The sequence below is a fragment of the Streptomyces sp. HUAS 31 genome, assembly GCF_028198125.1.
Taxonomy (GTDB): Bacteria; Actinomycetota; Actinomycetes; order Streptomycetales; family Streptomycetaceae; genus Streptomyces; species Streptomyces chartreusis.
Window position 1 is genome coordinate 332,811 of sequence record NZ_CP116353.1, and the last position, 21,007, is coordinate 353,817.

At 71.3% G+C, this 21,007-nt stretch carries 17 protein-coding genes and 1 pseudogene; 10 read left to right on the plus strand and 8 right to left on the minus strand.

From position 1 onward, the window contains the following. Nucleotides 1-5: 5 nt before the first annotated feature. Nucleotides 6-1,250, minus strand: a complete 1,245-nt coding sequence (locus tag PGH47_RS01495) for a sugar ABC transporter substrate-binding protein (protein WP_271661835.1) — start codon at nucleotides 1,248-1,250, stop codon at nucleotides 6-8. An 831-nt stretch (nucleotides 1,251-2,081) separates the two neighbouring features. Between PGH47_RS01495 and PGH47_RS43205 the strand changes: the two are divergent. Then, a pseudogene (locus tag PGH47_RS43205) lies at nucleotides 2,082-2,387 on the plus strand (acetylxylan esterase); the annotation flags it as partial. Next, nucleotides 2,273-2,854: an aminoglycoside phosphotransferase family protein gene (locus PGH47_RS01505; protein WP_443048606.1), complete on the plus strand. Its 582-nt coding sequence runs from the start codon at nucleotides 2,273-2,275 to the stop codon at nucleotides 2,852-2,854. The pseudogene PGH47_RS43205 and the gene PGH47_RS01505, both read left to right, overlap by 115 nt. Before the next feature lie 86 nt (nucleotides 2,855-2,940). Here PGH47_RS01505 and PGH47_RS01510 read toward each other — a convergent pair whose 3' ends face one another. Together PGH47_RS01510 and PGH47_RS01515 are read right to left on the minus strand one after the other, a co-directional pair. Continuing rightward, entirely contained in the window at nucleotides 2,941-3,423 is a 483-nt protein-coding gene (locus tag PGH47_RS01510) for a hypothetical protein (RefSeq protein WP_271661836.1), read from the minus strand. A gap of 39 nt (nucleotides 3,424-3,462) precedes the next feature. Then, entirely contained in the window at nucleotides 3,463-4,533 is a 1,071-nt protein-coding gene (locus PGH47_RS01515; protein ID WP_271667947.1) for a LacI family DNA-binding transcriptional regulator, read from the minus strand. 528 nt (nucleotides 4,534-5,061) lie between these two features. Between PGH47_RS01515 and PGH47_RS01520 the strand changes: the two genes are divergently transcribed. From PGH47_RS01520 to PGH47_RS01530, 3 genes are read left to right on the plus strand one after another with little or no spacing between them, the layout of a single operon-like run. Beyond that, nucleotides 5,062-5,991 carry a hypothetical protein gene (locus tag PGH47_RS01520; RefSeq protein ID WP_271661837.1) on the plus strand — a complete coding sequence of 310 codons (930 nt, stop codon included), beginning with the start codon at nucleotides 5,062-5,064 and terminating at the stop codon, nucleotides 5,989-5,991. Next, nucleotides 5,984-8,218 (plus strand): bifunctional serine/threonine-protein kinase/ABC transporter substrate-binding protein, encoded by a 2,235-nt coding sequence (locus PGH47_RS01525; protein WP_271661838.1) that lies wholly within the window; start codon nucleotides 5,984-5,986, stop codon nucleotides 8,216-8,218. The genes PGH47_RS01520 and PGH47_RS01525 overlap by 8 nt, the downstream gene beginning before the upstream one ends. Before the next feature lie 35 nt (nucleotides 8,219-8,253). After that, the gene (locus PGH47_RS01530) at nucleotides 8,254-10,401 is read left to right on the plus strand and encodes a bifunctional serine/threonine-protein kinase/ABC transporter substrate-binding protein (RefSeq protein WP_271661839.1); all 2,148 of its coding nucleotides are present in this window, start codon (nucleotides 8,254-8,256) and stop codon (nucleotides 10,399-10,401) included. 29 nt (nucleotides 10,402-10,430) lie between these two features. On the opposite strand, the gene PGH47_RS01535 is transcribed toward PGH47_RS01530, so the two are convergent. The 5 genes from PGH47_RS01535 to PGH47_RS01555 all read right to left on the minus strand — a co-directional run bounded on the left by PGH47_RS01535 (nucleotide 10,431) and on the right by PGH47_RS01555 (nucleotide 15,167). Further along, nucleotides 10,431-11,267: a sterol desaturase family protein gene (locus PGH47_RS01535; protein ID WP_333937959.1), complete on the minus strand. Its 837-nt coding sequence runs from the start codon at nucleotides 11,265-11,267 to the stop codon at nucleotides 10,431-10,433. Next, nucleotides 11,264-11,992: a FadR/GntR family transcriptional regulator gene (locus PGH47_RS01540; RefSeq protein ID WP_271661840.1), complete on the minus strand. Its 729-nt coding sequence runs from the start codon at nucleotides 11,990-11,992 to the stop codon at nucleotides 11,264-11,266. Before PGH47_RS01540 ends, PGH47_RS01535 begins: the two co-directional genes overlap by 4 nt. A gap of 84 nt (nucleotides 11,993-12,076) precedes the next feature. Continuing rightward, entirely contained in the window at nucleotides 12,077-13,408 is a 1,332-nt protein-coding gene (locus tag PGH47_RS01545) for a PP2C family protein-serine/threonine phosphatase (RefSeq protein ID WP_271661841.1), read from the minus strand. 199 nt (nucleotides 13,409-13,607) lie between these two features. Then, nucleotides 13,608-13,961: a VOC family protein gene (locus tag PGH47_RS01550; RefSeq protein ID WP_271661842.1), complete on the minus strand. Its 354-nt coding sequence runs from the start codon at nucleotides 13,959-13,961 to the stop codon at nucleotides 13,608-13,610. A 39-nt stretch (nucleotides 13,962-14,000) separates the two neighbouring features. Next, entirely contained in the window at nucleotides 14,001-15,167 is a 1,167-nt protein-coding gene (locus tag PGH47_RS01555; RefSeq protein ID WP_271661843.1) for an aromatic ring-hydroxylating oxygenase subunit alpha, read from the minus strand. A gap of 276 nt (nucleotides 15,168-15,443) precedes the next feature. Here PGH47_RS01555 and PGH47_RS43210 point away from each other — a divergent pair, with 276 nt between their 5' ends. The 5 genes from PGH47_RS43210 to PGH47_RS01575 all read left to right on the plus strand — a co-directional run bounded on the left by PGH47_RS43210 (nucleotide 15,444) and on the right by PGH47_RS01575 (nucleotide 20,986). After that, nucleotides 15,444-15,650: a DUF2180 family protein gene (locus PGH47_RS43210; protein ID WP_126900294.1), complete on the plus strand. Its 207-nt coding sequence runs from the start codon at nucleotides 15,444-15,446 to the stop codon at nucleotides 15,648-15,650. 433 nt (nucleotides 15,651-16,083) lie between these two features. Further along, complete coding sequence (locus PGH47_RS01560) at nucleotides 16,084-17,745, plus strand: serine/threonine-protein kinase (RefSeq protein WP_271661844.1); 1,662 nt, start codon at nucleotides 16,084-16,086, stop codon at nucleotides 17,743-17,745. After that, entirely contained in the window at nucleotides 17,742-18,494 is a 753-nt protein-coding gene (locus tag PGH47_RS01565; protein ID WP_271661845.1) for a hypothetical protein, read from the plus strand. The genes PGH47_RS01560 and PGH47_RS01565 overlap by 4 nt, the downstream gene beginning before the upstream one ends. Nucleotides 18,495-18,779: 285 nt before the next feature. Then, the gene (locus tag PGH47_RS01570) at nucleotides 18,780-19,541 is read left to right on the plus strand and encodes a DeoR/GlpR family DNA-binding transcription regulator (RefSeq protein WP_030947415.1); all 762 of its coding nucleotides are present in this window, start codon (nucleotides 18,780-18,782) and stop codon (nucleotides 19,539-19,541) included. Between the two features lie 89 nt (nucleotides 19,542-19,630). Continuing rightward, a complete protein-coding gene (locus PGH47_RS01575; protein WP_271661846.1) occupies nucleotides 19,631-20,986 on the plus strand; it encodes an ABC transporter substrate-binding protein in 1,356 nt (451 codons plus the stop codon). Nucleotides 20,987-21,007: the final 21 nt, after the last annotated feature.

Here is a 21,007-nt window from a genome sequence, read left to right on the forward strand (position 1 = left end):
CTCTCCTACTGCACGAGGCCTTCGATCTCGGACTGGGCCTTGTCCAGGGCGGCCTTCGCGGTGGACTTGCCCTGGGTGACCGACTCGATGGCCGCGTCGACCTTGGAGGTGATCTCGGTCAGCTTGGGCTGTGAGGGGGTGCTCCTGGCGGTGTCCATCTGCTTGCGCCAGATCTGGAGGGCGGGGTCGTCGGCGAGGTCGCCTGACTCCCAGGCGGCCTTGTTGGCGGGCAGGTCCTTGGTGCGCTCGAACCAGTCGGCCTGTCCCTTGGCGTCGGTGAGGTAGGAGACGAACTCCTTCGCCGCGGCCTTGTGGTCGCTGTCGGCGGAGACGGCGAGGCTGGAGCCGCCGGCCATGGAGACGGAGGCCTGGTCGGCGGGTACGGGGGCTATGGCCCACTTGCCCTTGAGGTCGGGGTAGTTGTCGTCGAGCAGGCCGGTGAACCAGGGGCCGCCGAAGAACATGGCCACGGAGCCGGTGTTGAAGTCCTTGGTCACGTCGTAGCCGGGCTGGACGCCCTTGTCGCTGAGGCCCTTCTTGAAGAAGCTGCCGTAGTTCTCCAGCGCCTTGACGGCGGAGGGAGAGTTCACCACGGCCTTGCCGTCGTCGTCGACGATGGCGCCGCCCGCCGAGAACAGGAACGGGTAGAAGCTCTGCACCGTGTCCAGGCCGCGGGGCTGGACGGACAGACCCCACTTGGCGCCGGCCTTCTCCTGGTAGGCCCGCGCCGCGCTCTGGAGTTCGGCCATGGTGGCCGGGGCCTTCTTGATGCCGGCCTTGTCGGCGAGGTCGGTGCGGTAGAACAGCACGCGCGTGTCGACGTACCAGGGGACGCCGTAGGTCTCGCCGTCGTAGGAGCCCTGCTGCCAGGCGGCCGGGAAGAAGTCGCCCTCCTTGAAGGTCTTGGTGTCGACCGGTTCCAGGACGCCCATGTCGGCGAACTCGCCCAGGTAGGTCCCGCCCATCTGCACCACGTCGGGCAGTTTCCCGGCGGCGGCCGCGGCGACCAGCTTCTGGTGGGCGACGTCCCAGCCGATCGGCGTGACCTTCACGGTGATGTTGGAGTGCGTCTTCTCGTACTCCTTGGCGACGTCGCCGAGCTTCTCCCCCTCCGTGCCCATGGCCCAGACGGTCAGGGTCTGCTTGGCATCGGCTGCCACGCCCGCACCACCCGAGCCGCCACAGGCGGTGAGGGTGAGCGCAGACGCCAGGGTGAGGGCGAGCGACCCGGTTGCGGCGGCGCGGTTCATGGAGGGCTCCTCCTTGAGCTCTGGTGCAGATGTATGCGCTGTCTGTAAGCGCATACATCACTCTCTTGCAGCGGTTCGGGGCCTGACAAGAGGGGCCATGGTCACACTCCGGTAACGAGCGCGACACCCGATGGACGGCCCGCGTGGCACCGTTCGACCGCGACCGCACCCTCCCGATCGATGCGACAGCAACGTAAAACGGATCAATGCACATGGAAAGCATCTGTGATCGACGCCGCTGCCCGAGCCTCCGCGCGACCCATCGGGCGGCAGCCCTGACGCGATTGCCTACAGTCGCCCCATGCCGTTCCCCGTCCACCCTTTCGACTTCGATCCCACGCACGGCCGCACCCTCGACAACCTGCTGAAGATCGGCGCACCGGACGCACCGCCGGACTTCGACACCTTCTGGCGCGGGTGCAAGGCAGCCGCCGACGGCATACCTCCGCGACCCCGGCTCGGCCGGTTCCTCGAAGCGGGCGACGGCTGCCTGGTCCAGGAGATCTCCTACGACACCCTCGGCGGACGCCGCGCGGCTTTGCTGGTGCTACCGATCGACGGCCCCGCCCGCCATGGCTTCGTCATCGGGCACGGGTACGGCGGCCGTGCCGACGCGGGGTCCGATCTGCCGCTGCCCCTTCCCGGATCGGCGGCGATCCTGCCGGCGGCGCCGGGCCCTGGAACTCGGCCTGGGCTCGGATCTCCCTTCCGATCCCGCCGGCGGCGCCGAGGCTCCCGGAACTCGGCCCGCGCCTGGGCCTCCCTTCCGATCCCGCCGGGCACGTCCTGCACGGCATCGGATCCCGTGACACCTATGTCCTCGGCGACTGCGTGGCCGGCCTGCGGGGCGCCGCGACCGCCCTCCTGGCACTGGTGCCCTCCTTCGACGGCTGGCTCGGCCTGCTCGGTGAGAGCTTCGGCGGCGGCGTCGGGGCGCTCGCACTGCCGTGGGACGACCGGTTCGCGGCGGCCCGCCTCACCGTGCCCACCCTCGGCAATCACCCGCTACGCCTGACGCTCCCCTGCACCGGCAGCGGCGAGTCGGTGCGGGCCCACGTCCGCAGCCATCCGGAAGCCGCGGAAGTCCTGGCCTACTTCGACGCTGCGACGGCGGCTGCGCGTGTGCGTGTGCTGGTGCTGACGGCTTGCGCCCTCTTCGATCCCGCCGTACCGCCACCGGGGCAGTTCGCGATCCTCCGCCGTTCCCGCGCTGGGTGATGACCGAGACCGCGTTGAGTTCGGTGGGCGGTCTGCTGCGGCGCCTGCACGACGCCAGTGCGGCCATCGCCGAGTGGCCCCGGTCCCTGGCCGACCCGGAGGGGGGAACGATGCTGTGCCACAACGATGTCTGCCCGGAGAACGTCGTCTTCCGCGACGGCCGTGCCGCAGCCCTAATCGATTTCGACAGGGCGGCCCCCGGCCGGGCGGTGTGGGACGTCGCCATGACCGCCCGCTACTGGGTTCCCATGCTCGATCCCGTCTCCGCGGCAGCTCACTTTCCCGCAGGATCGGACGCCCCGTCGCGACTGCGGATCCTCGCCGACCGCATCGAGGGGTGGCTGACGGCTCACCGCGAGGTGTTCACAGCTGCCCTGTTGGACTGACGGGCTCAGGTGCGTCGTGGTCTGCCGCGGCGGCCCAGCGACGGATGTGTTGGTCGGGATGGGCCTGGGCGTATGCGAGGGTGCGTTCAAGCAGATCGTGCAGACCATGCCTCGAGCCATGCGTCCTTGATGTCCTGAACCTCGTCCAGCGCGGGATCACGTACCCCACCGGATCCGTACGCCGGGGACCGGTCGGCGTGCAGAGGCACATGGGCGCAGTACCAGGCCCGCACGGCACCGGCTCGCTCGGCATCCGTGCCGGTCCGTAGGTAGTCGACCAGTGCCGCCATCGCGCGGCGGCGTCCGAATGCGTAGACCGCCGGTTCGACGAACCAGCGACAGAAGCTGGGATCCGGGTCGTACACGGATGCCGCCATCAACGGGGCGAACAACTCCTCGGGCAGACTCGCGCGTTCGAGAAGCGGCTTGCGCACCGCGTGGGCGAGGAGCCGGGCATGCCGGTCGTTCGGCTCCACGGCGACGTCTTCGACGCCCAGCAGCCGGGCCACCTCCGTCGCGCACGTCAGGAATGAACGCGGTGCTGTGTCGCTCTGCTCGTCTTCGGCCACGACAGCATTCTGAGGGCTGGAGCGAAGCCGTCCGGGCTTTCAGACGGCGCCGAAAGTGCCCGGCCCCGCCTCCTCGCAGCCGCAGCTCGCCCGGCGGGCCAGGCTCACCGGGAGCATCAGGGACACCGGGTCCGCGCCGGCCTCTCCGCGCAGGCGGTCGATCAGGAGTTCCGCGGCCTGTTCGCCCAGTCGCACCATGGGCTGGCGCACCGTCGTCAGGGACGGGCGCACGATGCGGCTGAGGGGGATGCCGTCGAAGCCGGTGACGGCGATGTCGTCCGGCACACGTACCCCACGGCGTTCGAGTGCCTGGAGCGCGCCCACGGCCATCTGGTCGTTGGCGAAGACGAACGCCTCGGGGCGTTCGCCGGTGGTGGCCTCGCACAGCAGGTCGGCCGCGCGGGCGCCCTCCGCCTGCGTCATCATCGGCATGCGCAGCGCGGGTTGTGTTCCGGCGTCGACGGCGGCCTCCGCGCACGCCCGGTGAAAGCCCCGGAAGCGGGCTTCCACGTCCGGTGACGACTCGTCGACGCCGATGTAGGCGAGACGGCGCAGTCCGTGATCGTTCAGGAGGTGCCGGGTCAGCTCGTACTGCCCGTCCTCGTTGGCCACCTCCACATGGTCGAGGTGGTCCAGGGAGGGATCCGCGCGCGGTCCGGCCAGCATGACGACCGGCTGGCGACGGGAGATCACTTCCAGCTCCTCGGTCGGTACAGTCCGGGCGAGCACCGCGAAGCCGTCGACCCGGCCGGCCACCTTGGCCACGAGGCTCTCCGGGCCGCCTTCGAGCGACGCGGCGATCAGCAGGGCGTAGCCGTGGCGCCGGGCGGCGCGTTCCATGCCCCGGATGATCTGGTCGGAGTAGAGCATCGCCGCGTCGTCGTCCTCGATGTCCGCGGTGCCCGGGTCGGCGTAGTCCGGGAAGCAGAGGCCGAGGACGCCGGTGGAGCGGCTGGCGAGGCCGCGGGCGTTGCCGCTGGGCACGTAGCCCAGTTCCCGGGCCGCGGCCAGGACGCGTTCACGGGTGGCGGCGCGTACGGAGTCGGGGTTCCGGTACACCCTGGACACGGTCGCGATGGACACGCCGGAGCGCTCGGCGACGTCGTACACCGTGGGTGTGGCGTTCACGATGCGGCGCCCTTCATGATCGATCCCCCGTTCCGTGCTGGTCGTGCGATGCGCCGACACCCGAATGAAAGCGCATTCACCCTAGGGCCGGGGTGGGCTGTGAAGCAACCGTGAGTGCTCGGCGGGCCGTGGCGGCGGGGGTGGGACGGGGAGGGAGAAGGGCAGATCAGGGTTGGTGGCGGCCGGGCGGGGCGTGATTGTTCGGAGTGCTCGCGGGGCCCTCGGTCCGGCTGTCCGGGGAGGCACGCGCCGACCTGCGTGGGCCTGATGAGGGGCGGACACCGGGAGCGGCGACAGGCGTCCGCCGGCGCTCGTCCGGCAAGCGCCCGTCCGTCGGCCCCGTCCCGGCCGTCACGACTCGGCAACATCACCGCGACCGGACCGTGTCGTTGCGTCAAGTCCGGTGCAGAGAAGTCGAGTTGGTGTTCGGGGCAGCCTCACGTGCGTCACACTTCCTCCATACGTACCGCCTCGACGGCGGGAGCGCATCCATACGGGTGGGGGGCTGGAATGACCGAGTGGAGACCGGTCGTGGCGGCGGTGGCGGGGACACTGCTGCTGGCCGGGTGCACGAGTGGGGCGGACGGGGGTTCCGCCGGCGAAGGGACGAAAGGTTCGGCGCGCGGCACGAGCGGCTCGGACGGCGCCGGCTCCTCCGCTTCGGCGGGCGCCGCCGATCCCACGGCCCCGGCGGACGGTGCGGATCCGTCGGCGGCTGCCGCCGCCGAGGACGAGCCCTACACGATGGTCGAAGAACTGGCGCCGCGGACCCGGTCCGAGGCCGTCGCGTTCGTTCGCGGGCTCACCCCCCGGGCGGACAACTTCGGTTCCGGTTTCCGCAAGGCGCAGCCGTACGAGAGTGATCCGGGCGAGTGGGCCGTACTCGACGAGGACTGCGTGTGGCAGCGACAGCCGCTGCCCGACACGGCGCTGGCCAGTCTCACCCGGAGATTCGAGCTGCCGGGCAGCGGGGGCAAGGGGCCGGTGCAGGTGTCCATGACGGTCACCGTCCACAAGGACACCACGGCGGCGCGCCGGGACATGGCCGTGTCGTTGGAGGAGGCGCTCCGCTGCCCGAACCAGCGGTTGAACGCGACCGAGCAGGTGCGCGGACTGTACTCGCGGGCCGATCCGTTCTCCGAGGCGCGTAACGGGGTCACCGACGACGACCTCATCGAGAGCGGGGAGTTACTCGTCGACGGCATCAAGGGCGCGCTGCCCTTCGACTGGTTCAAGTACCGGCTCGGCCCGGTGACGGTGGCCGCGACGGACCGTATCGGCGCGGGCCACACCGACGAGGAGGCGACGCGGATCGCCTCCCAGGTGGCGCAGGGCGTGGCCTACACGGCCGCCGAGATCGACAGCATCGGCGGGAACACGGCACGCGACGACGCCGAGGGCAAGGACAGCAGCGACGACGCGGAGGCTCGCGATGAGTGAACCGCTGAGGCCCACCGACCCGTCGCGCATCGCCGGCTTCCGCCTGCTGCGGCGGCTCGGCGCGGGCGGCATGGGCGTGGTGTACCTGGGGCGTGACGACGACGGCACCCTCGCCGCCGTCAAGGTGATCCGGGGCGAGAGCGCCGACGACCCCGACTTCCGGGCGCGGTTCGCACGCGAGACCGAGCTGGCCCGGCGGGTGACGAGCCGTTGGGTGGTGCCCGTGCTCGGCGCGGACGCGGAGGCCGCCGAGCCGTGGCTTGCGACCGCGTTCGTTCCCGGTCCCTCGCTCGTGGAGGCCGTCGCCGTGCACGGTCCGCTGCCCGTCGCCACCGCACGTTCCCTGGGCCGGCTGCTGGCCGACGCCCTGGCGGACCTGCACACGGCCGGGCTGGTCCACCGGGACGTGAAGCCCGGCAACGTACTGCTGGCCCTCGACGGCCCCCGGCTGATCGACTTCGGGGTGGCGCGGGCCGACGACGACACGGCACTCACGGCCTCCGGCATGGTCGTCGGCAGTCCCGGCTTCCTCTCCCCCGAGCAGGCCCAGGGTGAACCGGCAACGGCCGCGAGCGACGTCTTCTCGCTCGGCGGAGTCCTGGCGTACGCGCTGACCGGCCGCCCGCCCTTCGGCAGCGGCACGCCCGACGCCCTGCTGTACCGCACCGTCCACGACGAGCCCGCGCTCGACGGCATCGAGGACGACTCGCGGGCGCTGGTGGCCCGTTGCCTGTCCAAGGAGCCGGGCGAGCGGCCGACGGCCGTGGAACTGCGGGGACTGCTGGCCGAGGGCGGCGAGTCGGACGAGGCCGCCGAGGCGCCCGTGCGGGACGGTGTCCCGGTCCTTCCCGACGCGGTCGCCCGTATGATCGCCGCCCGTTCCGCCGAGGGCCTCGCGCTGCCCGACATCGAGCCGACCGAACTGGACGAGTCCGCCGCGGCACCGGCGGCCGCAGAGGACAAACCGCAGGACGCGGTGGACCGGCGCCCCGGCCGCCGCCGACTGCTGCTGGCCGGTGGTGCGTTGCTGCTCGCCGCGGGAGGTGCGGGTGCCGCGGTGCTCGCGACCCTCGACAACGACAAGGCGCCGCCCGGCAAGGCTCGTCCGGTGTATGTCCTGGGCGTGCATGTCACCGAGTCCACGGCGCTGGTCAGCCGGGTCAGCGAACGCGCCGCCCGGCTCGCCGTCGCCCAGCACAACGCCGACCCGAAGCGCGCCTACGACCTGAAGGTCCGGGTCGGCCGGGATCAGGGCGACGCGGCCGGCGCCCAGGACGTGGCCCGTCGGTTCACCGCGGACCGGGACGTGGTCGCCGTCCTCGGACCGGTCACCGAACTCCCGATGCGGTCCGCCGCGAAGGTCTACGGCCAGGCCGGACTGACCCATGTGTCGAGCACCACCGGTCAGCAGGACTACTTCGTGACCTCACCCACCGCGTCCTTCCAGACCGGCGCCGCGCACACCGCGCTCGGCGGCTGGATCGCCCTGCACGCCATGGTCACCAAACGGCTGGGACGTATCGGTGTGGTCCTGGACCGCTCCGGCGGCACGACCATCCAGGACCAGGCGACCCTGCTGGTGCAGCAGTGGCGGGACGCGCTCGGTGCCCAGGTGGTGCCCCAGGTCGTGGCCGAGGAGACCGGCGACGGCCCGGACGCGGTACGCGCGCTGCTCGCCAGTGGGGTCACCGCCTTCGCCTACCTCGGCCCGATGGACGCGACCGTGGCGGCTGCCCGTCAGCTGGCCGCGGCCGGGTTCGAGGGTCCGCGCTGGATGCAGCACCTGCTGTACGGCACGGACTTCCCGGTCCGTGCGGGAGCCGCGGGCGAGGGCTGGTACGTGGTCGACTCGGCGGTCGATCCGTCCGCCCTCGGCACCGAGGCGGCGCGGGACTTCACCTCGGCGTGGCGCAGGCGTTACGGGGCCGCTCCGGAGCCGTTCGCCGCGGAGGCGTACGACTCGGTGCGCATGCTGCTCGGCGAGTTCGCCCGCACGGTGCCGAAGCGGTCGGGTGCCCGGCCGGTGCGGGCCGAACTCGGTGAGCGGCTGGCGAAGGTCAAGTACCAGGGAATGGACCGGACTTACGCCTTCGGTGCCTATCACCAGTTCCACAGCAGCAGCGCGGGGTGGCTGCGCAGTACCTATGTGCACGAGGTGCGCGACGGGCGGTTCCGTCAGCTGGGGTCGCTCCAGGATCTTCAGAACGCGGGGAATGTTCAGAGCTGAGCGGCCGGGAAGGGAGACGGAAGGGGGGTCGTGCCATGGATCGGCTGCTGCCTTCCGACCCGTCGGTGATCGGCGGCTACCGGTTGGCCGCGCGGCTCGGCGCGGGCGGGATGGGCGTGGTGTACCTGGCACGCTCCCCGCACGGGACTTGGTGTGCCCTGAAGTCGATCCGGTCCGAGCACGCCGACGATCCGGGCTTTCGGGCCCGCTTCCGGCGCGAGACGGAACTGGCGGCGCGGCTGAGGTCCCGCTGGACCGTGCCCGTCCTCGCCGCCGACGCCGAGGCCCGCTCCCCGTGGCTGGCCACCGCCTATGTGCCGGGGCCCTCCCTCGCTGAGGCCATCGCCCGCAACGGGCCATGGCCGACGGCGCAGTTGCTCTGTCTGGGCGCCGCTCTGACGGAGGCCCTGGAGGGAGTTCACGCGTGCGGGCTCGTCCATCGGGACGTGAAGCCCGCCAACATCCTGCTCGCGGCGGACGGGCCGCGCCTGATCGACTTCGGCATCGCCCGCGCGGTCGGCGTGACCGCGCTCACCGCCGACGGTTCGGTCATCGGCTCCCCCGGCTATCTCTCGCCCGAGCAGGCCCGGGGCCGCACGGTGGGTCCGGCGAGCGACGTCTTCTCGCTGGGCTGCGTCCTCGCTCACGCGGCCACGGGCCGACCGGTGTTCGGGGTCGGCGGCGCGGCCGGGGTGCTGTACCGGACCGTGCACGAGGACCCCGACCTGGACTCGGTGCCCGACGCGCTCGACGGGATCGTACGGCGGTGTCTGGCGAAGGATCCGGAGCAGCGGCCCTCGGTCGGTGAACTCCTGGCCCTGTTCGGCGAGTTCGACGAGCAGGGCTGGCTGCCGGAGGGGTTGCCCGCGCTGGTGGCGGCTCGCGCGGCGCGGGTGCTGGAGCTGCCGGTGCCGCAGGGCACGGTCGCCGACGGGGCGCCGGTGGACGGGTGGGCGGACGCCGTGACGCGGGCCGCCGTGGTGTCGGCGGCGGAACCGACTTCTCGGCGCCGGGTGCTGGCCGCCGGAGGGGCGGTGCTGGGCGTGAGCGCGGTGGGTGTGGGCAGTTGGTGGCGCTGGGGCCGCTCGACCTCGTCCGGCGCGACCGGGACCGGGGCGTTGCCGCGGCGGGTGATCGGTCTCCTCGGCGACCGGTCGGACGGCGTGTTCACGGCCCATGAGCGCGGCGCCCAGATGGCGGTGAGCGAACACAACGCCGCCGCGGGACGCGTCTTCGATCTCGTGCTGCGCACCGCCGACGACGGCGGGACGGCGAAGGGGGCCGCCGCGGCCGCCGCCCGACTGGCCGCCGACCCGGAAGTGTCCCTCGTGATCGGCACCGGCACCAATGCGACCGCCCCGGCGGCGGTGGAGGCCTGCGCCCGTGTTCGGGTCGCCCAGCTGATCACGCGCGCCGACACCAGCGAACTCGACGGCGTCAATCTCACCAGCACCCTGTTGATGCGTTCGACGAGGACGGCCGGGCCACCGGCGATCCTGCGCTATCTCAACGGGGTCGTGAAACCCGCGCACACCAAGGTCGTCCACGACCTCAAGGACGGGGCGGAGAGCCTCCAGACGGTCCGCATCATCACCGTGCACAAGAAGCTCGACGGCGATGCCACGGTCGAGGAGGTGGCCCCGGACAGCGACTTCACAACCGCGGCCCGGAAGATCGCCGCCCGTCGCGCCGACGCGGTCCTCTTCGCGGGCGTCCACCCCGACCGTGCCGCGTCCTTCGCTCGCGAGCTGCGCGAGGCGGGGTATCGCGGCCCGTGCGTCGCGGACGAGCATGTGCTCGGCGCCCGGTTCCTGAGGGAGGCGGACGGCTGGCACATCGGGACGGGCTACACGGACGCCGTCGCCGACCCGCGCGTCAAGGCGTTCACCTCGGCCCACCGCGCCCGCTTCGGTACCGCCCCCGCGCCCTGGGCCGCCGAGGCCTACGACACCGTCCGCTTCGGCGCCCACGGCCTGGCCGCCGCCGGCGACGACGACCGCTCCGTCCTCCGCTCCGAACTGCTCCGCCGCTCGTGGCAGGGCATCACCCGCAAGGTCAGCTACGACCCGGACTCGGAGTTCTTCGAGGCCCAGGAGGACGCGGGCGCATTCCTCTACCGGGTGAGGGACCGCACCATGCGCTTCGTGGCCCGCGCGGACGACATCAGCAAAACCCTGAAGTGACCAACCGCCTGCTACAACACGGCAGTTGTTCAGCTCCGGCTCACGTCCGGGGTCCAGCCCGGCGGGCCGAAGACGTAGCCCGCGCGGTCGCGCCAGCGGGTGGTGCCGCGCACGTCGCGCCAGGTGGCCGCGTACTCGTGGAAGGCGACGCGCAGCGGGTTGTAGGTGTCGATGTTCTTGGTGAGGCCGTACTCGACGCGTTCGCCCTCGGCCTGGAACGTGCCGAAGATCCGGTCCCAGACGATGAGGATGCCGCCGTAATTGCGGTCCAGGTAGGCGTTGTTGGATCCGTGGTGGACGCGGTGGTGCGAGGGCGTGTTGAAGACGTACTCGACCGGCCACCACAGGCGGTCCACCCGCTCGGTGTGCAGGAAGAACTGGTAGATGAGGCTGACCGACTGCTGGAGCAGGATCATCCACGGCGGGATGCCGAGCAGGGCGAGCGGCAGCCAGAACGGCAGGGTGGTCATCGGCGTCCAGCTCTGCCGCAGCGCGGTGGAGAGGTTGAACCGCACGCTGGAGTGGTGGACCACGTGGCTCGCCCACAGGACGCGGACGCGGTGGTGCGAGCGGTGGAAGACGTAGTAGGCGAGGTCTTCGGCGAAGAACAGCAGCACCCAGGTCCACACCGACGTGGCGGACAGCTGCCAGGGCGCGACGCTGTAGAGGGCGGCGAACGCGACGATCGTGACGGCCTTCCACGGCAGGGCGATCACCTGGCTGCCCGCGCCCATCGACATGCTGGTCACGGTGTCGCGTGCCTCGTAGCCGCGTTCGTCGTCGTCCGGGAGGAAGCGGTACGACAGTGCCTCCACGGCGACCAGCAGGACGAAGGCGGGTATGGCGTAGACGACGGCGGGTATCACGGCGTGCCTCCTTCGGGTTCCCGGGTGTGCGGGGTGACCGGGACGCTGCGGGCCAAGAGTGCGCGTGCCGCGGCCTCGGCGCCCTCTTCGTCGCGTGAGGCGATGAGGGCGGCCAGCTTCATGTGTCCGGCGACGTCGAGCAGTTCGGTGGCGCGCAGCTCGGTCGGTACCTCGCCGGCGGTGAAGCCCTCGCCGACCAGGCTGTTGAAGGCGAGTAGGTAGGCGATGTTCCCGGAGCCCTCGACGATGAGCCGCCACCAGGTGACGTCGGCCGCGGCGAGCTCGGTGAGGTCGGGTCCGGTGTTGATGTAGGCGGCCGCGGCGCTGACGATCTCGGCGGCCGTCCGGTCGGGGCAGCGGGCGGCGCACAGCCGGGCGGCGTCCGCGCCGATGGAGGCCCGCATCTCGAGGACGTCGCGGCGCAGGTCGTAGGACGTGGACAGCCGCTCGGTGTGGGCGAGTTGGAGGGCGAGGTCGAGGCCCGCGGTCCGTCGCCAGTCGAGCACCATGGTGCGTCCGCCGTGGCTGACCTCGACCAGTCTCGCCTGCTGGAGACGCTTCACCGCCTCCCGTACCGCGTGCCGGTTCACCCCGAACTCGGCGGCCAGTTCACGCTCGGCGGTCAGGGGGACGCCGGCCGCGAGGTCGCCGCTCAGGATGCGGTCCCGGAGCAGCGTGAACAACTGCTCGGAGACGGCTTCACGCCGGATGCGCTGCTCTGTCATGCACACACCCTGGCGGCGCTTCCCCGGACTGGTCAACTGGTTGGACCAGATTGGTCCGGCCGCCTCGCGGCGTGGCGCGCGGTGTCAGTCGCTCGGGGTGCGCAGGGCCAGGAGGGCCATGTCGTCGTGGCCGTCGCTCGGGCGGTGGTCGGCGAGGAAGCAAACGAAGTCGTCCAGCGGCAAGTGGGCGTGATCCGCGGCGAGTTCGGCGAGCACGGCCAGGCCGCGGTCGATGGGGTACTCGGGGTGCTCGACGAGCCCGTCGGTGAAGAACAGCACGGTGGTCCCGGCGGGCACGGGGTGGGTGTGGTCGGGACGGTCCTGCTCGGTGTCGACCGCGAGCGGCAGGCCGGGCTCGGCGTCGAGGTACTCCGTGTGCCGGTCGGGAGTGATGATCAGCGGGGGCAGGTGACCGGCCGTGCTCCAGTGCAGGTTCCAGCCCTCCTCAGCCTGTTCCATCCGGGCGAGGCAGGCGGTGGTCACCGGCAGATCGGTGATGGCGTTGAGGGTGCGGTCGAGCTGGGTGAGGACGCTGCTGGGCGGGGTGAAGCGGTCGAACAGCAGGGCACGCAGCATGCTGCGGGTCTGGGCCATGGCGGCCGCCGCGCGCATGTCGTGGCCGACGACGTCACCGATCACGACGGCGCACGCGCTGTCGGGCAGCCAGAGGGCGTCGTACCAGTCGCCGCCGAGGTGGGCCGGGGTGAGGGCGGGGCGGTAGACGGCCGCGGCGGCCAGGGGGGACAGGTCGGGCAGGGTGGGCAGCAGAAGCCGCTGGAAGTGCTCGGCGCCGTCGCGGACCTGCTCGAACAGTCTGACGTTCTCGATCGCGATGCCGGCGGCGCCGGCCAGGGCGACGACGATGTCCTCGTCGTCGCGGTCGAAGGGCCGGCCGTCGCGGCGTTCGGACAGGTAGAGGTCTCCGTAGATGGTGCCGCGGACGCTGATCGCGACGCCCAGCAGGGTGCGCATCTGCGGGTGGCCGGGCGGGAATCCCACCGACGCGGAGTGGGAGCCGATCTCGTCGACGCGCAGGGGTTCGGGGTGGTGGATCAGGTGGCCGAGGACCCCGCGGCCGCGGGGGAACTCGATCCCCGACAGATCGCCGCGCTCCGACTCCGACAGCCCCGCCGTGATGAACTGCCCCAGCTGCTCACCGGAGTCGTCCAGCACCCCGAGCGCGCCGTAGCGGGCGCCGACCAGGTCCATGGCGGTGGTGACGATGCGGTGCAGCACCGTGGGCAGATCCATCTCCCGGCTGATCGTCAGCACCGCGTCCAGCAGTCCCTGGAGCCGGTCCTTGGCGACGGCCAGCTCCCGCAACTGCTCGGCGATCTGCTCCAGCTGGTCGTCCAGCCGCAGCGTCGGATCGACTCCGGGCGACGGTTCGGGGCCTTCGGCGCTGTCCGCCATCATGGACGTCCGGCGGTCTCGACGGCCGTGGTGGGGGTCATGCGCGCGTGCCCTTCGTCGTCCCGTGGCCGGTCCCGGTGCTGCCCATCGGACCCACAGTCCCCTGGTACGACCGTGATCAACCCGCACAGGGTGACGCAGTCGTACGACCCAACCGGCCCATTACTCCATAGGCGGCATGTTCCCCGCGGTGACCGGCAAGTCAGGCCGGCTGCCACAGTTCGATGCGGTTGCCCTCCGGGTCGGTGACCCAGCCGAATCGACCGACGCCCTCCATGTCCTGCGTCTCCTCGGACACGTCCGCTCCCTTGGTGCGCAGTTGCGCGAGCATCGCGTCCAGGTCGCGGACCCGGAAGTTGAGCATGGTTCGCTGGTCGCGGGATCCGAAGTAGTCGGTGTCGGACTCGAAGGTCGCGAACACCGTCGGCCCGGCTTCGGGACGCCACAGGCCGTGCTCGTCGGCGTCCAGGCCCAGGCAGTCGCGGTACCACGCGGTCAGGGCCGCCGGGTCAGCGGCCCTGACGAAGTATCCGCCGATTCCAAGCACACGTTCCATACGGCCATCCTGCCAGCACGGCGATCGGGAGGCCCGGCGTCAATCCGTCGCACAGCCGTCGGACGCCGGCTTCGAAAGGTCGCCGTCGGCGCGCGCGCACGCGGTCGGCCGGGGGCGCAGAGGGACGCCGTTGCTGCGCAGCACATCGCGGACGTCGAGGATGAGGGGGAAGATCTCGTGATTGCGGTCCTCGCCCTGTTCGTCCCACGCCCGCTGCTCGGCCTCGACGGCCATGCGGTCCTCGGCGAACACCCGCTCGGTGAAGCGGCGGATGAGCGGCCAGGCCAGGTGCAGCGCACCGGGGATCCCGGGCTTCTCGATCATCAGCAGGCCGTAGGCGTGGCAGGTGCGCTGCTCGGCGTCCTCGGGCACGTACACCGCCCAGAGCCGGAAGGCCGGGTGGTCGGCGTTCTCCGGTACCAGGTCGAGTGTCTGGTACGGGTATTCGGTGCGGATCGTCATGACGTCCGCGGAGTCCCGGCCGCTGAGGCCCTCCGCGGCCAGCAGGCCCGCTCCGCGGTTCCGCTTTCCCCCGGTGTGGGTGAACAGATAGCGGGCCTCCACCGACCGCGCGGAAGTCTCGTACCCCAGCAGTTCGGGGTGGAGCTTGCCGACGACTCCGCGGTGGAGGAACTGGTGGTTCATGTCGAGGAGGTTCTCGTGCATGAACGAGTAGTGGCAGCGCACCGTTCGGGAGAACGTCATGGTCCTGTACTGCGGTGAGGCGAACGCGGGCAGCAGGGGCAGTGGGACGTCCGGCGCCTTCTGCGGGTCGCCCGGGAAGACGAACACCATGCCGTACGCCTCGCGGACCGGATAGCCGCGCACGCCGCGCGGCGGCCGGCCGTCGCCCTTGGACAGGTACGGGATCTGCGAGATTCGGCCATCGCCGCGGTAGGCCCACGCGTGGTAGCAGCAGCGGAGGGCCTCGCCCTCGACGACGCCCATGCTCAGCGGCACCTGTCGATGTGCGCACCGGTCCTCCAGGGCATGGACGGTGCCGCTCTTCCCCCGGTAGAGCGCGATGCGTTCACCGGCGAAGGTGGTCGCGATCACCCGGCCGCGCCGTACCTTCCGGGACAGCGCGACCGGGTACCAGAAGTCCGGGTTCGCACCGACGCGCCTCAGGTCGGCTGCGGCCGGGTCGGGACCTTCCTGCCGCGAGCGCCGGCTGCTCCTCGTCCCGTCGGAGTCCGTCTCGGTCATACCTCTCCCTTGCGTCGGGGATACCGGCATGGACAGGCCACGCATCACCGACCGGCGGACGCGTCGGAGCCGGGCACCATCCCAGCGTGGCGGTCCCCGGCGGCCCTGTCCTGCCCAGGGCGCCCGCAGGGGTGAGCTTCCGGGCCGGAACCGGGAGAGCGCGTTCCGGTCACGCCCGGTGCCCGCCGCGCGGGCCTCCGACGCTCACGACAAGCGAGCCGGGCCCTACGGAGATACGCTCGTGCTGTCTCTGCTGCACGGCTGGGAGGCACGTAGATGAACTGCTATGAATGCGCCCAGCAGGGGCGCACCACGGAGCCGGTGGCCATCTGCCGAGTGTGCGGAGCCGCTGTCTGCCCGGAGCATGTGCGTTCCGAGTCGGTGGTCCTGCGGGGTACCGCCCAACCCGGTGAAGTGATCCACGACATCCCGGCCAGGCGGCTGACCTGCCCGGTGTGCAGGGCGGCGGAACAGGACACCTGAGCCGTCCACCGACCTCACGGCACCGAGGGAAGTCATCCCCCTGACGCAGGTGACCGTGGACGGAGTGATGCGGGAAAACCGCCACCCCACGGGGGCGGAGCGTAGGCAGGCGGTCGACCGCTGCGGATGGGCGACCGGGGGTCTTCGACGACCGGTGCATCGCGCTGATCGACGAGACCCACCGGCGTACCGACGCGTTCCCCTTCGGCCGACGGACGTACGGGATCTTCACCCGCGCCGGGGCGCGGGCTCGTGCCGCGGTGAGGGAGCCGGGCAACAATCACGTCGCCGATGTCACGGTCGGGGTACGCCTCGACGATCCCTCTGGCCACGCAACCGCCGTGACCGAAAATGTGTCTCAGAGCGCGTGGCCCGGTCGCCGCGGAGTGGGTGAGGCTCCCGCGGCGCGCCGGCAAGCGGCCTGGGGGGCGTAATGAGCACATGGGAAGTACCCGGATACAGCGAGTCGCTCGAACTCGGTTCCGGGGCGAGCGGGCGGGTCGTACTGGCCGTCCACGAGGAGACCGGCGTCGCGGTCGCGGTGAAGTACCTCAGCGAGGCACTGCGCACCCGGCCGGGCTTCGTGCACGACTTCCGGGCGGAGGCGCGGCTGCTCGGCGGGCTGGAGAGCCCGTACGTGACCGGGCTGTACGAGTACGTGGAGAGCACGCACGGCGCGGCCATCGTGATGGAGCTGGTGGACGGGATCTCCCTGCGGACCCTCCTGAGCCGGCAGGGCCCGCTCGACCCCGAGGCCGCGCTCGTCATCCTCAAAGGATCCCTGCTCGGTCTGGCCGACGCCCACCGCGTCGGTGTCGTGCACCGCGACTACAAGCCGGAGAACGTGCTGGTCGCGCCGGACGGGTCGTCCAGGCTCGTCGACTTCGGGATCGCGGTGGACTCGGGCACCAGTGCCGGTGTGGCCGGAACCCCGTCCTACATGGCCCCGGAGCAGTGGACCGGCGCGCCCGCCTCGCCGGCGGCCGACGTGTACGCGGCCACGGCCACGTTCTTCGAGTGCCTGACGGGACGCAAGCCGTACTCGGGCGAGAACTTCGCCGAGCTGGCGCTCCAGCACGTAGAGGCGCCCATCCCGGCCGACGAGGCGCCCGAGGCCGTACGTGGACTGGTGCGCAGCGGTCTGGCCAAGGACCCGGCGGAACGGCCCGCGCAGGCCGAGGAGTTCGTGAGGGAACTGGAGGTCGCCGCGGGCGCCGCCTACGGGACCGACTGGGAGGAACGCGGCCGCGGCAGGCTCGCCGCGCTGGTGGCACTGCTGCCGCTCCTGCTGCCCTCGGCCCGCGGCAACCCCAGCACCACCACGGACACCGCACGCACGGTTCTGCGCCCGCAGCCCGGCTACACCCTCACCCCCGCACGGTCGTGGCTGCCCGGCCGCCCCGGAATGCTGGTGTCAGGCGCCGCCGTGGTCCTCGCGATCCTCCTCACCTACGGCGCCCCGTTCACGCCCGGGACCGCCGCGGACCGGGCGGATCGGGCCCTGGCCACCACCAGCGCGCAGCCCGGTTCGGGGCCGGCCGGAACCACCGCGCCGACCGCGTCGGCCTCCTCGTCCACGTCCCCGTCGCCCAGTGAGTCGGGCGATCCGTCGTCGTCACCGAGCGAGTCGGCCTCCGGGCCGGCGGCAACCGACAGCGCGGACCCCACGGCCACCGACACACCCGCCGGAGGGGAGGAGACGACACCCCCTACGGACCCGGAGATCACGGAGACGCCGACCACCGCCTCTCCCCCGTCGCCCGCGGCCCCGGCCGTGAAGGACGTAGCGGTGTCGGGCTTCGTGCAGACGGGTTCGTCGAGCGCCTCCGCGACCGTCAACGTCACCACGGACGGCCCGGGGCCGGTCACCATCACCGTCTCGTGGTTCACGGGCAACGTCGCCGGGCTGCCGGGCTCCGCCGACGGCGCGTCGCAGACCTTCACGCGCAGCGGCGCCACGCAGTACTCGATCCCCGTCGATCACACCTTCCAGAACGCCGGCTGCTACTGGACGGTCCAGGCCGCGACCGACCCGGGCTCCGCCGACGGAGGTGCCTCTCAGCAGCTTCTGACCAGGCGGTGTGACATCCGATGACCACCCAGCACGATCGCACTCCCGCGCCCGGCGAGGAGGAGCCGACGAAGGTCCTCGCGGCTTCCGACGAGCATGCCGCGACCATGCGGCTCGGCCCCGAAGACGCCCGCCCGACGAGCGGTGAACCCGACTCGGCCGGTGCCGAGTACAGCGCAACCGTGCTGGCCAGCCACTGGATACAGCGTCCGGAGGCGGACGAGACGCTCGTGGAACGGACGGTTCCGGAGACTCGGCCTTCGACCCCGCCGGACCGGGTCGAAGGCACCGTGCTGCGTTTCGGCCCCGGGGTGACCGCCGCCGTCGCGGAGCGCACACATCGGACGATCCCCGCCGTGCCGGTACCCCCGGCGCCTCCTCGCCGACGGCTGCGCAGACACGCTCTGCCCGCGTTGGTGCTGCTCTGCGTCCTCGCGTTCCTCGCCTGGCAGCGCCTCGGTCCTGCCGTCGAGGTCAGGAGCGTGGCGGTCACGGCCCAGCCGACGGTTCTGGGGTGCGACGACACAGCGGACGTCGTCGGCATCGTCACGACGAACGGCCGGCCGGGCACGCTGTCGTACCGATGGACCCGGAGCGACGGCACCACCTCCGGAGTGCTGCGGGAAAGGATGGTCCGCGGCCAGAAGCAGGCACGCCTGCATCTGCTGTGGACCTTCCAGGGCGAGGGCCACCGCGAGGCGCGTGCCGAGCTGCGGATCCTCTCGCCCGCCCACGGCGCCGTGACCACCCGGTTCACCTACGACTGCCGCTGATCCCGACCGGCTGGCCGAAACCGGTCGGGGAAGCAGGCACCAAATGGGCACGCGACGGTCGGGAAACGGGCTATGACCGCCCCGGCCGTACAGCCCCTACCTCCGTCATTCCGGTATTACGCACGTTGGAATGCGGGCACATTCGGTCACGAACTGCTCTACGGCGAATCTGTTCACTACCGGTGATCCCCTTGTAGAAATTTGGCCACCGAAGCCGAATGGGACGGGCTCCGGGAAACAGCCGGCGCGGGAACATCGCGCCGCGCGTGAAACGGAGGTGTCGCCGTGGACGCCGAGGAACGAAGACGCGGAATTCTGGAAAGGGCAAGAGGTTCCGGATCCGTGGATGTGGGAGAGCTGGCAGCCGATCTCGGGGTTTCGAAGGAGACCGTCCGACGGGACCTGAATCTGCTGGAGGGGCACGGGCTGGTCCGCCGTACCCATGGCGGCGCCCACCCCGTGGAGAGCCGCAGCTTCGAGACGACGCTCGCCTTCCGCACCACCATGCACGTACCCGAGAAGTCCCGGATCGCGGCAGCCGCGGCCGATCTGCTCGGGGACGCCGAGACCGTCTTCATCGACGAGGGCTACACCCCGCAGCTCATCGCCGCAGCGCTCCCCCGCGACCGTCAACTGACCGTGGTCACCTCCTCGTTGGCCACGGCGGGTGACCTGGCCTCCGCCGAGAACATCACCGTGCTCCTGCTCGGTGGCCGGGTGCGCGGCGGGACGCTCGCCACCGTCGACCACTGGGCGACGCGGATGCTGGCCGGACTCGTCATCGACCTGGCGTACGTCGGCGCGAACGGCATCTCCCGCGAGTACGGGCTCACCACCCCCGACCCGGCCGTCAGCGAGGTCAAATCCCAGGTCCTCAGGGCCGCGAGGCGCCGGATCTTCTCCGGCGTCCACACGAAGTTCGGCGCCGTGAGCTTCTGCCGCTTCGGCGACGTCACGGAGTTCGAGGCGATCGTCACCGACGCCGGCCTCTCCGCCTCCGAGGCACACCGCTACTCGCTGCTGGGCCCCGAGGTCGTCCGGGTCTGACCAGCGGTTCCTCCCCGCACCCCACTCCACCCCCGCACGTCCGGGGGCCTGCTTCCGCACACCCCGAAACACATCTCCTGGAGTCAGTCATGCGCACACGAAGAATGATCCACGTCCTCGCCGCGGCGGCGGCCGCGAGCTCGCTGCTCGTCGCGTGCAGCGGCGCGGGCGGCTCCTCCAGCTCCGGTGGCGGCGGCAAGAGCATCAACGTGCTGATGGTCGGCAACCCGCAGATGGAGGACATCGCGAAGCTGACGAAGGACACCTTCACGAAGGACACCGGCATCAAGGTGAACTTCACGGTCCTTCCCGAGAACGAGCTGCGCGACAAGGTCACCCAGGACGTCGCCACCCAGGCCGGCCAGTACGACGTCGCCACCATCGGCGCCTACGAGGTACCCATCTGGGAGAAGAACGGCTGGCTGCACGAACTCAGCTCCTACGCCGACAAGGACACCGCCTTCGACAAGGCCGACCTGCTCAAGCCCATGGTCACGTCCCTGTCGGGCTCCGACGGCAAGCTGTACGCGCTGCCGTTCTACGGCGAGTCCTCGTTCCTCATGTACAACAAGGACGTCATGGAGGCGAAGGGCATCAAGGTGCCCGAGCGTCCGACCTGGCAGCAGATAGCCGACATCGCGGCCAAGGTGGACGGCGCGGAACCGGGCATGCGGGGCATCTGCCTGCGCGGTCTGGCCGGCTGGGGCGAACTCGGCGCGTCACTGACGACCGTGGTGAACACCTACGGCGGCACCTGGTTCACCAAGGACTGGAAGGCGCAGGTCAACTCCCCGGAGTTCAAGAAGGCCGCGAACTTCTACGTCGACCTGGTCCGGGGGCACGGCGAGGCCGGGGCGGCACAGGCCGGGTTCACCGAGTGCCTGAACGCCATGAGCCAGAAGAAGGTCGCCATGTGGTACGACGCGACCAGCGCGGCCGGGTCGCTGGAGGACCCGAAGTCCAGCAAGATCGCCGGCCGGGTCGGCTACGCGTACGCACCGACGGCCGAGACCAAGAGCAGTGGCTGGCTGTGGAGTTGGGCGTGGGCCATGCCCAAGACCACGAAGAACGCCGACGCCGCGTCGAAGTTCATGCTGTGGGCCTCCAGCAAGGAGTACGAGAAGACGGTCGGCGAGAAGCTCGGCTGGTCGCGGGTCCCGGCCGGCAAGCGGGCCAGCACCTACGAGCTCCCGGAGTACCAGAAGGCCGCCGCGTCGTTCGGTGACATCACGCTGAAGTCCATCGAGCAGGCCGACCCGGCCAACCCGGGCCTCCAGCCCAGGCCGACCGTGGGTGTCCAGTACGTGGCCATCCCCGAGTTCCAGGACCTGGGGACCAAGGTCACGCAGGAGATCTCCGCCGCCATCGCCGGCAAGACCAGCGTGGACAAGGCACTCGACGACGGCCAGAAGCTCGCCGAGGAAGTCGCCAAGAACTACCAGTGACCGTCATCGCCCGGCCGGCTC

Coding starts and splice junctions, on each gene's coding strand:
- PGH47_RS01545 (WP_271661841.1), bottom strand. CDS start 13,408: ATGATGGCGGACAGCGCCGAAGGCCCCGAACCGTCGCCCGGAGTCGAT.
- PGH47_RS01565 (WP_271661845.1), top strand. CDS start 17,742: ATGACCACCCAGCACGATCGCACTCCCGCGCCCGGCGAGGAGGAGCCG.
- PGH47_RS01550 (WP_271661842.1), bottom strand. CDS start 13,961: ATGGAACGTGTGCTTGGAATCGGCGGATACTTCGTCAGGGCCGCTGAC.
- PGH47_RS01495 (WP_271661835.1), bottom strand. CDS start 1,250: ATGAACCGCGCCGCCGCAACCGGGTCGCTCGCCCTCACCCTGGCGTCT.
- PGH47_RS01530 (WP_271661839.1), top strand. CDS start 8,254: ATGGATCGGCTGCTGCCTTCCGACCCGTCGGTGATCGGCGGCTACCGG.
- PGH47_RS01575 (WP_271661846.1), top strand. CDS start 19,631: ATGCGCACACGAAGAATGATCCACGTCCTCGCCGCGGCGGCGGCCGCG.
- PGH47_RS01520 (WP_271661837.1), top strand. CDS start 5,062: ATGACCGAGTGGAGACCGGTCGTGGCGGCGGTGGCGGGGACACTGCTG.
- PGH47_RS01555 (WP_271661843.1), bottom strand. CDS start 15,167: ATGACCGAGACGGACTCCGACGGGACGAGGAGCAGCCGGCGCTCGCGG.
- PGH47_RS01540 (WP_271661840.1), bottom strand. CDS start 11,992: ATGACAGAGCAGCGCATCCGGCGTGAAGCCGTCTCCGAGCAGTTGTTC.
- PGH47_RS01560 (WP_271661844.1), top strand. CDS start 16,084: ATGAGCACATGGGAAGTACCCGGATACAGCGAGTCGCTCGAACTCGGT.
- PGH47_RS01525 (WP_271661838.1), top strand. CDS start 5,984: ATGAGTGAACCGCTGAGGCCCACCGACCCGTCGCGCATCGCCGGCTTC.
- PGH47_RS43210 (WP_126900294.1), top strand. CDS start 15,444: ATGAACTGCTATGAATGCGCCCAGCAGGGGCGCACCACGGAGCCGGTG.